Source organism: Vreelandella stevensii S18214, assembly GCF_000275725.1.
Classification (GTDB): Bacteria; Pseudomonadota; Gammaproteobacteria; order Pseudomonadales; family Halomonadaceae; genus Vreelandella; species Vreelandella stevensii.
In genome coordinates, this window is the sequence record NZ_AJTS01000002.1 from 1 (window position 1) to 14,464 (window position 14,464).

Annotated in this window: 12 protein-coding genes and 1 pseudogene; 7 read left to right on the forward strand and 6 right to left on the reverse strand. The window is 59.2% G+C overall.

Features of this window, described 5'->3' with window-relative positions:
• The first annotated feature begins 31 nt into the window (after window positions 1-31).
• Window positions 32-508 (forward strand): hypothetical protein, encoded by a 477-nt coding sequence (locus HSS18214_RS0100010; RefSeq protein WP_016913263.1) that lies wholly within the window; start codon window positions 32-34, stop codon window positions 506-508.
• Window positions 509-558: 50 nt separating this feature from the next.
• Entirely contained in the window at window positions 559-885 is a 327-nt protein-coding gene (locus HSS18214_RS0100015) for a hypothetical protein (protein WP_016913264.1), read from the forward strand.
• Between the two features lie 39 nt (window positions 886-924).
• On the opposite strand, the gene HSS18214_RS0100020 is transcribed toward HSS18214_RS0100015, so the two are convergent.
• The 3 genes from HSS18214_RS0100020 to HSS18214_RS0100030 form a co-directional block, all read right to left on the reverse strand.
• Window positions 925-2,832 carry a bifunctional diguanylate cyclase/phosphodiesterase gene (locus HSS18214_RS0100020; protein WP_016913265.1) on the reverse strand — a complete coding sequence of 636 codons (1,908 nt, stop codon included), beginning with the start codon at window positions 2,830-2,832 and terminating at the stop codon, window positions 925-927.
• 14 nt (window positions 2,833-2,846) lie between these two features.
• The gene (locus HSS18214_RS0100025) at window positions 2,847-3,551 is read right to left on the reverse strand and encodes a transglutaminase-like cysteine peptidase (RefSeq protein WP_156808441.1); all 705 of its coding nucleotides are present in this window, start codon (window positions 3,549-3,551) and stop codon (window positions 2,847-2,849) included.
• Between the two features lie 92 nt (window positions 3,552-3,643).
• Complete coding sequence (locus tag HSS18214_RS0100030; protein ID WP_237718574.1) at window positions 3,644-4,186, reverse strand: arylesterase; 543 nt, start codon at window positions 4,184-4,186, stop codon at window positions 3,644-3,646.
• 235 nt (window positions 4,187-4,421) lie between these two features.
• Between HSS18214_RS0100030 and HSS18214_RS0100035 the strand changes: the two genes are divergently transcribed.
• The 5 genes from HSS18214_RS0100035 (at window position 4,422) to glyA (ending at window position 12,550) form a co-directional block, all read left to right on the forward strand.
• The gene (locus HSS18214_RS0100035) at window positions 4,422-5,237 is read left to right on the forward strand and encodes an ABC transporter ATP-binding protein (RefSeq protein ID WP_016913268.1); all 816 of its coding nucleotides are present in this window, start codon (window positions 4,422-4,424) and stop codon (window positions 5,235-5,237) included.
• Window positions 5,230-7,794, forward strand: a complete 2,565-nt coding sequence (locus HSS18214_RS0100040; RefSeq protein ID WP_016913269.1) for an ABC transporter permease — start codon at window positions 5,230-5,232, stop codon at window positions 7,792-7,794. Before HSS18214_RS0100035 ends, HSS18214_RS0100040 begins: the two co-directional genes overlap by 8 nt.
• A gap of 815 nt (window positions 7,795-8,609) precedes the next feature.
• Window positions 8,610-9,038, forward strand: coding sequence for an REP-associated tyrosine transposase (locus HSS18214_RS0100045; protein ID WP_016913270.1), 429 nt, complete (start codon window positions 8,610-8,612; stop codon window positions 9,036-9,038).
• A 773-nt stretch (window positions 9,039-9,811) separates the two neighbouring features.
• Window positions 9,812-11,128, forward strand: coding sequence for an aq_1923 C-terminal domain (locus tag HSS18214_RS0100050; RefSeq protein ID WP_156808442.1), 1,317 nt, complete (start codon window positions 9,812-9,814; stop codon window positions 11,126-11,128).
• Window positions 11,129-11,284: 156 nt separating this feature from the next.
• A complete protein-coding gene (glyA, locus tag HSS18214_RS0100055; protein ID WP_016913272.1) occupies window positions 11,285-12,550 on the forward strand; it encodes a serine hydroxymethyltransferase in 1,266 nt (421 codons plus the stop codon).
• Between the two features lie 72 nt (window positions 12,551-12,622).
• Here glyA and HSS18214_RS0100060 read toward each other — a convergent pair whose 3' ends face one another.
• The 3 genes and pseudogenes from HSS18214_RS0100060 to HSS18214_RS19170 all read right to left on the reverse strand — a co-directional run.
• Window positions 12,623-13,453 carry a glycosyltransferase family 32 protein gene (locus HSS18214_RS0100060; protein ID WP_016913273.1) on the reverse strand — a complete coding sequence of 277 codons (831 nt, stop codon included), beginning with the start codon at window positions 13,451-13,453 and terminating at the stop codon, window positions 12,623-12,625.
• A 94-nt stretch (window positions 13,454-13,547) separates the two neighbouring features.
• Window positions 13,548-14,132 (reverse strand): FlgO family outer membrane protein, encoded by a 585-nt coding sequence (locus tag HSS18214_RS0100065; protein ID WP_162129515.1) that lies wholly within the window; start codon window positions 14,130-14,132, stop codon window positions 13,548-13,550.
• Window positions 14,133-14,136: 4 nt separating this feature from the next.
• Window positions 14,137-14,464, reverse strand: a pseudogene (locus HSS18214_RS19170) (hypothetical protein); the annotation flags it as partial.

The window sequence follows — 14,464 nt, forward strand, 5'->3', positions numbered from 1 at the left end:
CTCTTTTAACGCATAAGTAGGTAGAAGTGATATGTACTTTGATCAGATACAGTTACTACGCTGGATGAAAAACGATAAGTCTGCTGTTGAATTTGTTGAATTAGTTTGTGATATAGTCCATAAATGGGACGATCTAATAGATAAAGACAAGCTGCTGGATGATGATAGTATTAATAAATTATTCTTTGATCTTTTGATCAAGCTTCCAAGAAATAGTTTTTATCGAAAGAATTTTGACCACCTTAACTCTGTGTTAATGAATGCGATTTCAAATTGGCAGATTGCGACCCAGATGGAAAGAGAGGGAGGTGACTACGAAACGAGTATAGCGTTTATTTTGCGCTCATCCTATGTAGACCTCATAACACAGGCTGCACTGCTTTGTGGTGGTAATCAATGGGCTTGCACAGTTGGAGCAGAAGCACGAGCGATCACTCACAGTGAGACTTATGAAGGCTATCTCAAAAATCTAGCTCTCGAAAAAAAAGCTAGGTCATCTCATAATTAATCTATTACGCTAAGTTTAATAACGGTTAGCCCTACAAATGGATAAAGACAATGCTCTATATCAAGCGTAATGAGGAGGGAGAGATCGTGATGCTCAGCAAGGAACCATCGCCAGAGTGTAATGATACTGTTGAGGGAGACTCGCCAGAAGTATTGGCCTTTCTTGCCGGACAAGTAGGTGGGACTTCGCAGTTTATCGCTTCTGATTTGGCTTTCGTACGCGTAGTTGAGGATCTGCTGGAAGTTCTACTGGCAAAGGGTGTCCTGAGCTTTACCGATTTGCCCGCTGCCGCCCAGAGCAAGGTGATGGAGCGTAAGTCGCTGCGCGCAAGGAATGACGTGAACCTGCTAGGGGATGACGATACGCCACTTTGGTAAGGGCGTGCCTCAGGCACGCCCTTACCACCATGGTGGGGCCTAGCTGGCTCGAACAGCTGGTCCTGTCACGCCATCTACACCGGTGCGGAACAGGCTTTCCAGCTCCTCTGGGGCGGCCACGCCCTCGGCGATCACCTGAATGCCCAGTGAGTGGCACAGGGTGGCCATGCCGCGCACGATGGTCTGCTGCTCGTGGGAGGTATCGATACCCCGCACCAGGCTGCTGTCCAGTTTCAGGTAGCTTAGCCCTACGTCGTGCAGGTCGGCCAGCTTGGTGAATTCAGCACCCACGTGCTCGATGCCGAATTGGCAGCCCAGCGGGCGCAGAGCGCTGCATAGCCCGCGCAGGCTGCCAATGGCGTGCGGCGTTAGCGTAGCGGGTACCTCGAAGCAGAGCTTGCGTGCCTGGGCAGGCTGCTTCTCCAATAGCTGTCTCAGCTCATTGACGAACTCGGCGTTGGTAATCGATGCAATCGACAGGTTGATGCCGAGCGACTGCTCGCCGTGGGCCTTGAGCTTGTCCAGTGCCTTGCGCACGACCGCGATATCCAGCGCGGGCTCCATCGAAAAACGCGTGACCCAGGGAATGAAGATCCCCGCACTTTGCCACTGGTGAGCCAGCTGTAGGCGGGCAGGGCACTCGTAGTGCAACACCTGCTGCTCGGCATCCATGACCGGGAAGTAGGCCAACTGCGGCCCTTGGGCAATGGCGTCGGTCAGGGCCGTGCGCCACTGCGTGTGGTTGCCGAACAGGGAGCCCTGTTCACGCTGCCGCACCACGATATGGGTAGCGCTGCTGGCACTTTCCGCCTCTGCCAGGGCGTCGTCCAGCGTCGCCAGCAGCGGGCCACGTTCATCATGCGGATGGTAGGCTACCACGGCGGTGGCCAGGCCCGGTGTGGCGCTATTGTGGGGCGACGTTACCTGTGCCAGCGCTTCTTCCAGTCGAGGCAGTAGTGCGTGAGGCTCCTCCTCCATGGGTAGTATCAGCAGAAAGTCACTGCCGTTGAGTCGGCCCACCAGAGGCTCTTCCGACGTGCTATCCAGCGCGGCCAACTGCTGGGTGAGCTGCTTGAGCAGGGCATCGGTGGCCTGGTGGCCAAGCTGCTCGTTCAACTGCTCCAGAGCGCGCACACGCACCATGACCAGCAGCCCCGTGGCACGGGCGTCTTCACTCTCCAGCAGAGCGCCCAGCTTGCCCAGCATCACATCGCGGTTCAAGGCGTCGGTCACACGGTCGTGCTGCAGGTGGCGGCGCAGCTCGTCCAGCTTTTGCCCTTCGTGGCTGAGCATCTGGCGCACGTTGGCCGACAGCACGTTCATGGCCTGGGCCACTTCACGCAGCTCCAGCGTGCGGGGTTCCTTGATGGTGGTGAAGCGGCGCGCGCTGATGTCCTTGGCCTGGGCCACTACTCGTACCAGCGGGTGCTTGATGCCCCTTACCATCACCGTGGCCAGGGTCAGGCTGATCGCCCCCGCCAGCAGGAACCAACCCGCCAGCTCCAGCATGCTGCGCCATAGCGAGGCATAGGCAAAACTGTGCTGGCTCTCCAACTCCAGCGTGCCAAACTGCCGCCAGCCATCCTGAACGGTGGCCGTGCCCGTGGGCACATCGAACTGCACCAGGCTACGAAACCAGCCGGGGACGTCGCCGCTGTACTCACCGGCGCGGCGTTCCACCAGCACGTCGCCTTCGGCATCGCGCAGCACGATAGAACGGTAGTAACCGGTATCGAACTGCGCTGCAATCAGCAATTCGAGGATCACCAGTTCCTTGTCCAGCTGGCTCATGGAAAGCGCCAGTGCCGTGGCGTTGTCCTCGTTCTTGATGCGCACTTCCTGCTCGATGTAGGCGCGGCTGCTGTTGATGCTGATGGCCAGGCTGCCGACGAACGACAGCAGCAACAGCACGATAATGGCCAGCCAAAGCTGTTTGATCAGCGACATGGTGCCTGTTCCTCTTAGATGAATCCTTGTGATTGCATGCGCTCGATAACGCTGCGCCAGCGAGACAACCGCGCCAGCGGGTCGGCGCGAGACTCGGAGCCGCCGCCTGCCCACAAACCACTGCTATTGAAACTGAAGACCGGGTCCAGGTCGTTACGCTGGGAAGCGGGCGTGATGGAAGGCATCAGGTTATCCAGCACCAGCGGTTCGGCATTGGGCGTCGAGTAGTAGCCCAGCACCATGTGCGCCTGGGTAATCTGACTACGCCCGATCCGCGCGCGTACGTAAATCATGCGAAGCCGGTCACCCGGAACGCCCAACTGCTTTAACGTGATGTATTTGGCAATCGAATAGTCTTCGCAATCACCCTGACCCTTGCCCATGGCCTCCAGGGGGGTGGCCCAAAAATCTTCCTGGCCCCACGCCTGGATATCATCTACCCAGCGAATGCGCCGGTTGAAGAAGTCATTCACGTCGCGCAGTTGCGTTTGAATATCCTGGCCCTGCAGGCGGTCGAGCAGGCTGAACCACTCTTCCAGCACGTCCATTCCGCTTTGGCCGTAAAGCCGTTGCATGGATTGACGCAGCCGCTGAGGGTTGAAGGCGGCCGCAGGAGAGGGCTGAAACCCCAACCCAACACCCAGCAACAAGGCGCCTGTGACGGTCAAGAACCGACGACGTGTCAGGCCATGGGGAGGAGGGAGTGAGTGCAGGGACATGGACGCCATGAGCGTTGGGTAAATAGGCCTTCAGATTACTCGCTGACATGCAAAAGCGCTATCCCTGCTGGTCACAAATCATCAACGTTTTGTTACCGAGTGGCCTGGTGCGATGCCTCCAACATAGGCTCCAGTTCGGGCCAAACGTTGTCCAGAATGATAGGCTGAGCCTCTGCCGTGGGATGAATGCCATCGCTTTGCATCAACTGGGTATTGAGCGCCACATCTTCCAGCAGGAAGGGCACCAGTGAAAGCGCGTACTCATCCGCCAGCGAGTGGAACACGCCGGTAAAGGCATCACGGTATGCCTGCCCGTAGTTGGGCGGAATATCGATGCCCAGCAGCAGTACCTCGGCATCGGCCTGCTGGCTCTGTTCGATCATGCTGGCCAGGTTGGCGCGCATCTGGGCGGGGGGCAGGCCGCGCAGGCCATCGTTGCCGCCCAGCTCCAGCAGAACGATATCCGGCTGACGCTGTCGGAGAATATCGGCGAATCGTTGAGCACCGCCAGCGGTGGTTTCACCGCTGATGCTGGCATTGACCACCTCGGCCTCGCCCTCCAGACGCTGGGCGAGCAGCGCCACCCAGCCTTGCTCTTCTTCGATACCATAGGCAGCGCTCAAGCTATCGCCCATCACCAGCAGTGTGGGCAATGAGTGGGCACTGTCGTCATCATGGCCGTCATCGGCGTGCGCTGGAAGTACGCTCAAGCAGGCCGCCAGCGTAATGGCCGCCAGCATCACGAAGTTTGAGAAAGCCGATTTTGCAAAAGCTGTGTTGAAGAAGCCAGTTTTCAAGAGTGTCGTGTGCATCGCCTGCTGTATAGGTACCATTCGTTGTCGAACCGTTATTAAAGGGAATTCACGCTTCATGTCCTACTCCTCTGACCCTACTTCCAAAGTGCCCAGCGATGCTGCCAACGCGCATCCGCCCATCACCGACACGCTAACGTCAGATAAGGTTCCCCCGGCCATGGCGCCCAACGTGGTGCTACATGCCCATCAGTTGGCAAAACGCGTCGCCAGTGGCGAGCGCTCGCTGACCATTCTGGACAACCTCGATCTCAGCGTGGCCGCCGGGGAAAGCGTTGCCATTCTGGGCAAGAGTGGGGCCGGTAAGTCTACCCTGCTGGGGCTACTGGCGGGGCTGGACACGCCCAACGACGGTGAGCTGACGCTATTTGGTCACCCGTTGAGCCAGCTGGATGAGGATGGCCGTGCCGCGCTCAGGGCCGGACGAGTAGGCTTCGTGTTTCAAAATTTCCAACTGCTGCCCACGCTCAGCGCCTTCGAAAACGTGCTGCTGCCACTGGAGCTGTCGCCACGGGCAGGGGAAACCGCTGCCGCCCAGCAATGGCTGGAACGTGTGGGGCTAGGGGAGCGCACCTCGCATCTGCCCAAGCAGCTGTCGGGGGGCGAGCAGCAGCGCGTGGCGATTGCCCGTGCCTTCGTCACCGACCCGGAGCTGGTGTTCGCCGACGAACCCACCGGCAACCTCGACCCGGATACCGGCGCACAAATCATCGACCTACTGTTCACGCTGAACCAGCAGGCAGGCACCACGCTGATCCTGGTGACCCACGACCACGCATTGGCGCGTCGTTGCGACCGCTGCCTGCGGCTCACCAATGGGCAGTTGACGCCTTTCGTTCCCGCCCCGGCCACCAGCGAGGAAGGCAATGAGTGAGATCAACTGGCGGCTGGCCGCCCGCAGTTTAAAACGTGACTTGCGCGCGTCAGATGTCCGGGCGCTGTTCGTGGCGCTGATGTTGGCGGTGGCGGCATCTACCATGATCGCCTTTTTCCTGGACCGTCTGGAGCGTGGCTTGGAGCGCCAGGCCAGCCAGATACTGGGCGGCGATCTGGTGCTGGAACAGCGCGAGCCCTTCGATGAGCGCCTGCGTACCGAACTCGAAGCGGCGGGCTTTACCCTGAGCGATCAGGTAGACCTGGTGTCGATGATTAGTCGCGGTGAGCGCTTTCAACCGGCCAGTCTCAAGGCCGTCGATGATATCTACCCGCATTATGGCGTCAACCTGGTCGATCTGGGCAATGGCGTCGAGCGGCTGGCCTCCGGGCCTGCCGCCGGTGAAGCCTGGGCCGACCCGCGCCTGGCGGAGCTGATCGAGATCGAAATCGGTGATCAGGTACAGGTAGGCCAAACCGAGCTGACCATCACCGGCATCATCGAGCGTGAAGCCGACCAGTCCGCAGGGTTTGGCAACTTCAACCCCCGGCTGATGCTCAATACCGCCGACCTTGATGCCACCGGGCTGGTGCAGCCTGGCTCCCGGGTCGAGTTCGAGCTGCTGGCCGCCGGGCCGCCTGCCGCTCTGGAGCAAGTGCAAGGCTTGCTGGCGGAATTACGCCGGGAGGGCGTGGACGTGCGTGATGTCCGCGTCGACCGGCCGCAGCTGGGCAATGCGCTGCAGCGCGCGGAGAGCTACCTGGGGCTGGCAGGGCTGGCGGCCGTGCTGTTGGCCGGGGTCGCAGTGGCCATGTCGACTCGTCGCTATGTCGAGCGCCATCTGGACACTGCCGCGCTGCTGCGCTGCTTCGGCGCTAGCCAGCAACAGCTGGTCATGCTGTTTAGCCTGCAGCTGGTGGGCCTGGCGTTGATAGCCTCGCTGCTGGGGGCCATTCTCGGGCTGGTAGGCCAGGCACTGCTGCTGTGGTTGTTGAGCAGCTTCCTGCCCATGACGCTGCCTGCCCCCGGCATCATGCCGCTATGGCTGGGCATCTTCACCGCGCTGGCGGTACTGGTGGGTTTTGCTGGCCCCACCTTGCTGCGCATCAAACAGGTGAGCGCGCTGAAAGTGCTGCGCCGTGAACTGGACCCGCTGCCGCCTGCCGCCTGGCTGGTGGTGGGCGTGGCCAGCCTGGTGTTTGGTGGCCTGCTGTGGCTCTACTCGGGCAGCTTCTCGCTGGCTCTGGCGCTGCTGCTGGGCGGTTCGCTATTGCTGGCACTGTTGTGGGGCGTCAGTGCCTTGCTGCTGAATGGCTTGTTGAAGGCAGTGCAGCGCCTCTCCGGTGCCAGTGAATGGGGCCAGGCCCTGCGTTTGGGAGGGCGGCAGTTGGCCCGCCGCAAGCAGGCCGGGCTAGGGCAACTGCTGGCCTTTTCGGTGACGTTTTTCGCCATGGCCATGATCGTGCTGGTACGTGGTGATCTGCTGACCACCTGGCAAGACCAGCTGCCGGACAACACACCCAACTACTTTGCCATCAATATCCAGCCCAGCGAACGCGAGGCCTTCGAGCAGGCCGTGGCCCCGCGCGTCGAGACCCAAAGCACGCTCTACCCCATGGTGCGCGGGCGCATCAGTGCCATCAACGGGCAAGCCCCTCGGGACGCCGTGCCACCCGATGCCCGGGGCGACAACTCCTTGCGCCGCGAGCTGAACCTCACCTGGCAAGCCACGCTGCCGGAAGGCAATCGCGTGGTGGCCGGGCAGTGGTTTCGCACCCCCAGCGAGCCCCAGGGTTGGATGAGTGAAGTCGAGGCCACTGCCTCGGCGGTGGCCAGTACCGTGCCCATTTCGGTGGAAGAGGGGCTGGCAGCCCGCCTGGGGCTAGGCGTGGGCGATGAAATGACCTTCACCGTGGGGGGCGATACCATCACCACCCGTATCGACAGTTTGCGCAGCCTGAACTGGGATAGCTTCAACCCCAACTTCTTCGTGATCTTTCCGCCGGGCGTGTTGGAGTCCTTTGGGCATAGCTTCATCACCGCCTTCCACTTGCCAGACGCGGAGCAGGGCCTGGTACGCCAGCTGGTCAGCGACTTCCCCGGCGTCTCGTTGCTCAACGTTGATGCTATTCTGGGCCAGGTGCGGGACGTACTCACCCAGGTAACGCGGGCCGTCGAGCTGGTGCTGGCCCTGGTGCTGTTGGCAGGGGTGAGCGTGTTGTATGCCGCCCTCACGGCCAGCCGACCGGTACGCGCCCATGAAAGCGGCCTGCTGCGGGTGTTCGGGGCGGGTAATCGGATGATCTCCCGCGTGCAAGGAGCCGAGTACGCCCTGCTGGGCTTTGCCAGCGGGCTGCTGGGCGCCGTGCTGGCCGAACTGGCCACCGCCGCGCTCTACCTCTACTGGCTCGACCTCACCCCGCGCCTGCATTGGGGCCTATGGCTAGTGCTGCCCTTGGGCGGCGCGCTGCTGATCGGCATTATTGGTCATCTGCTCTCTTACCAACTGCGCCGCCAAGCCCCCGCCGCCAGCCTGGGGCTGTTAGGCGAAGCGTAAGTAACGAAAGAGTGGCTGCCCAGGCAGCCACTCAAGCCCACTTGAGAGAGGCCCATCCATTGGCTTATAGCCAGAGCAGCCACCCAAGCTATCCTGTGGGAGGCCAATTTATTGGGCGACTGCTTGGGCAGGCACTCAAGCTATCCTGTGGGAGGCCAATTTCATTGGGCGACTGCCTGGGCAGGCACCTAGGCTATCCTGTGGGAGGCCAATTTCATTGGGCGATTGCTTGGGCAGGCACCCAAGCTATTTTGTGGGAGGCCAATTTCATTGGGCGACTGCCTGGGCAGGCACCCAAGCTATCCTGTGGGAGGCCAATTTATTGGTCGATTGCCTGGGCAGCCACCTGTGCTTGAATCGTCGCGAGCTGAAGCTCCCTCCCACAAGAAGCTCCCAGCCACCCAAACTATCCTGTGGGAGGCCAATTTATTGGGCGATTGCTTGGGCAGGCACCTAGGCTATCCTGTGGGAGGCCAATTTATTGGGCGACTGCCTGGGCAGGCACCCATATCAAGCTGGGTGCTGGAATCATCGCGAGCTAAAGCTCCCTCCCACGAGAGGCTCCCAGCCACAGTGGGGTTATTGGCTATAGCCAGTGCAGCCACCCAAGCTATCCTGTGGGAGGCCAATTTCATTGGGCGACTGCCTGGGCAGGCACCCGTGCTTGAATCGTCGCGAGCTAAAGCTCCCTCCCTCGAGAGGCTCCCAGCCACAAGAAGCTTCCAGCCTCACCTGCGCTTTCTGTCACCGATCAATCGATTAACGAAAATATGCTAGTTTAAATAAAGTTAATCACATAAAGGGAGAGTGACCACATGAGTAGAAGTTATCAGCTGCGACGTGGCAGGCTCTCAATCCCCAACAGTTACTACCTGGTGACCATCACCACTCAGCGTCGGCAACCTGTCTTTTCCACTTTTTCCCGGGCCCGTCATGCGGCTCGACACTTCTATCATCCACGTGTGGCAGCGCTTGCCACTACTTACGCCTATGTCGTCATGCCAGACCACATCCATTGGCTTTTTCAATTAAATGAACAGCTATCGGAGGCCGTAAGACGCTACAAGACCTATGTGTCTTTGGATATTGGACAGAGCGTTTGGCAGGACGGCTTTCATGATCGAATGATTAGAGATGAAACTGCCCTAAAAGCAGCGGCCAGATATATTGTCGCCAATCCATTGCGTGCCAATTTGGTCGACGATATCAAATCCTATAGCTACTGGAATGCTATATGGTTGTAACTGGGTAGAGCAGCAGCCCAAACCAACCTGTGGGAGGCCAATTTTATTGAGCGGCGATTACCAGAGTAGCCACCCAAGCTATCTTGTGGGAGGCCAATTTATTGGGCGATTGCCTGGGCAGGCACCTGTGCTTGAATCGTCGCGAGCTAAAGCTCCCTCCCACAAGAGTCTCCCTCCCACAAAAAGCTCCCAGCCACAAGAAGCTCCCAGCCACAGCTGGGCTTATTGGCTAATTCATTGGCTATACCAGAGCAGCCACCCAAACCAACTTATGGGAGGCCAGTTCATTGGCTTATAGCCAGAGTAGCCACCCAAGCTATCCTGTGGGAGGCCAATTTCATTGGGCGACTGCCTAGGCAGGCACCTAGGCTATCTTGTGGGAGGCCAATTTATTGGGCGATTGCCTGAGTAGCCACCCATATCAAGCTGGGTGCTGGAATCCTCGCGAGCTAAAGCTCCCTCCCACAAGAGTCTCCCAGCCACGAGAGGCTCCCAGCCACAAGAAGTTCCCAGCCACAAGAGGCTTCCACCCACAGCAGGACTTCTTGACCTGTGGGAAGCCAATTTATGGTGCGACCGTTTGAGTAGGCTCAATCTTCGCTTTTCACCAGGTAGGCTTCGTGTATGCTACGCGCCTCTTCATTGGAGTTCGCGGCATGCGGTCGTTTAACGTCTCTCATTTCTTATCTCCGTTTTCCATGTCAACGCGTGCTATGCCGCTTTGTGTAAGCCTTTTCGCCTTATTGCTGAGTGCCGGTGGTGCCCATGCGTCTGTGGCACGTTTGGAGGCAGACCTGCAAACCCTTTGGGGGAGCGGCGAACAGCTCATCGAGATTGGAGAGCTTCGCGAACAGGGCCAGCGCGTGGTGGCCGAACACATCGTGATTCGCTTGGCGCAAGGCGATGTGGTGACCATTGAGGCTTACCAAGTGCAGGGCGATTACGACCAACCCGATAGCGTCTCCTTTTACGGCATACATATCATTGAGCCTGACGTCCGTGACCCGGTCTTGAACCTGTCTGAAATGACGCTGGCTCGCCCGGGGGCTGCCGTGCCCCTGTTGTCCAGCGTGCTTGCCCATGACGCTCCGCTTCACGGTTTACAGCTGCGTGAGCTGTCTGTCTGGCTGGACGGCACCCTGGCCAAGCAGTGGACGGAAGAGTGGGGCAACGACGCGGCGCTGACGGGCTACCTCACCTTGCAAGCGTTGGTGCTGGAAGAGATGAGCGACGCTGCCCTTGGGCGCTTTGAGCTTCACGGGTTGAAGGCCGAATTCAATGATCTGGCGTCGGGCTTTAGTGCTTCGCTGGGGCTGGATGAGCTGAGTATACGTGGGCTGGAAGGGCTCGATCGCCCAGGAGAGGAGCAGCTGGCGTGGGCCGAAGTGAACGGCTTCAGCCTGACCGGTGACCGCTGGAGCGTGCTGCTGGAGTGTGCCTGGGCCAGCGGCAACCTCTATGTCAGCGATATGGGCTTTCAAGGGGCCGCGCTGGATATGGGGGCGTTGATTGGCTTGGCGCCACCGCAAGAGCGCCTGGATCTACAGGCCGTGAATAACGTGCTGACCGGTGGCAGCGGGCGCCTGAATGCCGCAGGGCGTAGCGTCTCCGAGTGGCATGAGGATACCCAACCGCCGCAGCTGAAGGCGGAAGGTTTTTTACAGCTCAGCGAGGCGGGGGAGGTGAGCTACCAGATGGCGCTTCCCGTGACGCTACCTGGGCGTGCCACCATCGAACAGGCCATGCAACACCCAGCCCTGTTCGAAACGGCCAGGCTTCACGGCGGTAATGTCACCCTGGCCTACAAGGATGCTGGCCTTCTGCCGCGCCTCGCCACAGAACTCGCCACCCAGGAGGGGATCAGCACCTCGCAAATGGTGGCGCAAGGCTGGGCTCAGGCTCGCCAGTTCGAAAGGCTGGCAGGCCCACAGGTCGCCAAGCTGATGGTAGCCCTGGTCGATATCATGGGGGGGCACGCCCAATCCTTGACCACGCACATCGCGCTGCCGGACCCCTTTACCCTCGAACAATTCATGATGGACCCGCTGGGCAGCAGTCAGCGCCTACGCGTCACTTTCGAATTGAAATAGCGCGGTTGTCCAGTTGGTCAGCCTGTAAAGGCTACCGCCAACATGAAACATGCTCATGTAACACCTGATACGGATGCGATGAAAGTCGCGTCCGAGTGGGTTATCATGGCTCCCTCGCTTCTCCATGATGACCGTTTCGTTACGAGGTTCCCGCCGATGTTCAGCCGCGACATGACAATTGCCGGATTCGATGATGTGCTGTTTGATGCCATGCAGAAAGAAGTGGCACGCCAGGAAGCCCACATCGAGCTGATTGCTTCCGAAAACTACGCCAGCCCGCGGGTACTGGAAGCACAAGGCAGCCAGCTGACCAATAAATACGCTGAAGGCTACCCCGGCAAGCGCTACTACGGCGGCTGTGAGTTTGTCGATATCGCCGAGAACCTGGCCATCGATTACGCCAAGGAGCTGTTTGGCGCCACCTACGTCAACGTGCAGCCGCACTCCGGCTCTCAGGCAAACAGTGCCGTATTCCAGGCGCTGGTCAGCCCCGGTGACACCATCCTCGGCATGAGCCTGGATGCGGGCGGTCACCTGACCCACGGTGCCAAGCCCAACTTCTCTGGCAAGCACTACAATGCTATCCAGTACGGTCTCGATGAGCAGGGCCTGATCGATTACGCTCAAGTGGCCCAACTGGCCCGTGAGCACCAGCCGAAAATGATCATTGCGGGCTTCTCGGCCTACTCCCAGATTGTCGATTGGGCCAAATTCCGCGAAATCGCCGATGAAGTAGGGGCTTACCTGCTGGTCGATATGGCCCACGTCTCGGGTCTGGTGGCGGCCGGTGTCTACCCCAGCCCGCTGCCCCACGCCCACGTGGTCACCTCCACCACCCACAAGACCCTGCGTGGCCCCCGTAGCGGCGTGATCCTCTCGGCGGAAAACAACCCCGAGATCGAGAAAAAGCTCCAGTCTGCCGTCTTCCCCGGCGGCCAGGGCGGCCCGCTGATGCACGTCATCGCGGCCAAGGCGATCTGCTTCAAGGAAGCCATGGCACCCGAGTTCAAGACCTACCAGCAGCAGGTCGTCAAGAACGCACAGGCCATGGCAACCGTGTTCATCGAGCGTGGCTACGACATCGTCTCGGGCGGTACCGAAGACCACCTGTTCCTGCTTTCTCTGATCAAGCAGGGCGTGACCGGCAAAGATGCGGATGCTGCCCTGGGCCGCGCCCACATCACTGTCAACAAGAACGCCGTGCCCAACGACCCGCAAAGCCCGTTCGTCACCTCCGGCCTGCGTATCGGCACCCCGGCAGTGACCACCCGCGGTTTCGGTGAGCAAGAGTGTACCCAACTGGCAGGCTGGATCTGCGATATCCTCGATGTGCTGGCCAAGGGGGAAGACACCAGCGGCATCGAAGCCCAAGTGTTGGATAAAGTGGCAGAGGTGTGTGGCCGCTTCCCGGTTTACAAGTAAGCGCTTCTGTCTTCAGTAAGTAAAAACGCTAGCCTTAGGCTAGCGTTTTTTTGGTAGGTCGCGTTTTCCAGGTCAATCGGCAGAGCGGTCCTGAGCATCACGTGCAGGCTCTGGTCTCACGACGCTGACGGTGCGCTGCTCCTTGGTCCATTTTCCCGCTTTTTTGTCGATATACTGAAAATGCTCGTTGGTGAAGCTGCCCTGGTTACAGGCATGCCGATAGGAGACAGTGGGCACGGCCTGTTGATCGAGTAGTTCGATGAACACCCCCGGCCCGGTCAGCTCGAAGACGTTGGTCAGGGAGCTGTCCTGAATGTTGTGCTGCACTCGTTCGATCAGCCTCAACAGGTTCGGATTGCCGGGGCGGCTGGCAATGAAATAGTTGCTTAGCTCACCACGGCGGGTGGTGATGTAAAGCTCCTCATGCTTGCCTAACGTGTTGGCCAAGGGCCAGATCGCGTGGGCATCGATATCCAGATACACGCCACCGTGTTGGTAGAGCACCAGCAGCCTCCAGAAATCGGCCTGGGCGGCACCGATTTGCAGGCGATCATATTGCTGATTGATCTCTGCGGGGTAGTGGTCGGCAATGAACGCTTTTCTGGCCTCGGTAATCATGAACCGATATTCGAAGCGCGGGGCCATCAAGCGGTTGAACAGGTAATTCAGGTAGACAGGGAGCGTGACCTTATTGGTGAAGTTGGTTTGCCAGATGATCCTGGGGATGGGCGTTGGCTCTTTGGGCTTCAGCCAGGGGGCCGCTTGTTCCGGTAGCGTAAAGCGTTTTTTGGGGAACAGGGCATGAAAGCCATAGCTCAACAGCTTGGTGATGTTGGCCACTAGCTTGATGACTCTGCTGGTCGCCACGATATGCGGCTTGCGAGGTTTCGGTTGAGACGGCATCGCTTCTCTTTGCTCATTTCAATGAAAAGCCTGGGGAGTAAGCTCCTCAGGCTTTTCGACAATATTGAATGTTGCGGGGACGTTTACCCGATCATCACCAGCCGCCTTGGCCTTCCAGCAGGCTGCGGATGTTGTTATCGAGGGGGAGACGGAAGTCTGCACTGCCCAGCACCATGGCATCACCCGCACGCACTACCCGTGCACTCACATACAAGGAGTCCTGACCCTGGGCATAGGTTCCCATGAGAATGGAGCGAGCATTGTGCTGAGCGCTCAGGCGTTGCACTTGTCTGGAGAGAATCAATTCCCCCACATTCTCTTCGATGAACATGCTATCGCGCATCTTGACTTCCCGCACCTGCATGCCTTGCTGAGCGAGAGCCGAAGCCATGATCTCCGAGCTTATACGCCCAAACGTGGAGGACTGGCTCAAGTTGTCGATGCTGACAAAAGTCGCGGCAATCATGGGGCTATAGCGTGTAAGGTCGGGGTTGCTTGCCATCATTTGCTGAGCAGCTTGATGGGCAAGCTCGGAAAGGTCCGGTTTGGGCGCTTCCTGCTGGTTGTTATTGCCCAGGGAGGCGCAGCCGGCCAGCACCAACAGCGCAAGGCTCGCAGCAGCCATGTGAATCGAGCGTCGATAAGAAGCAGATAGCACCGTCATAAGAGTCAACAGCATAAGTTTACCAAGTGTCGGTGATGGAAATGACCGGCGTTGTGGGGGCCTGTGGCACTCTATGGGGTGCATATTGGCGCCGATCACCGGCATTAATGTAATAGATATTGGACGACGAGTAGAGGATTTGATCCTGTTCCACGATCTGTGTGGTGACGATGATCTCTTCGTTGCTGGTGGGTGTCCAACTACCCCCGACAGAGTCGGCGAGGATGCCGGCCGGGATTAGTGCCAGCCCAGGCTCACTCCAGTGGCGGATGGGAAAGCTGGCGACGGCAATGCCGGTTGCCAGCGCCGTGTAAGCACCAAAAGGCGGACGCGTGTAGCCTCGGTCA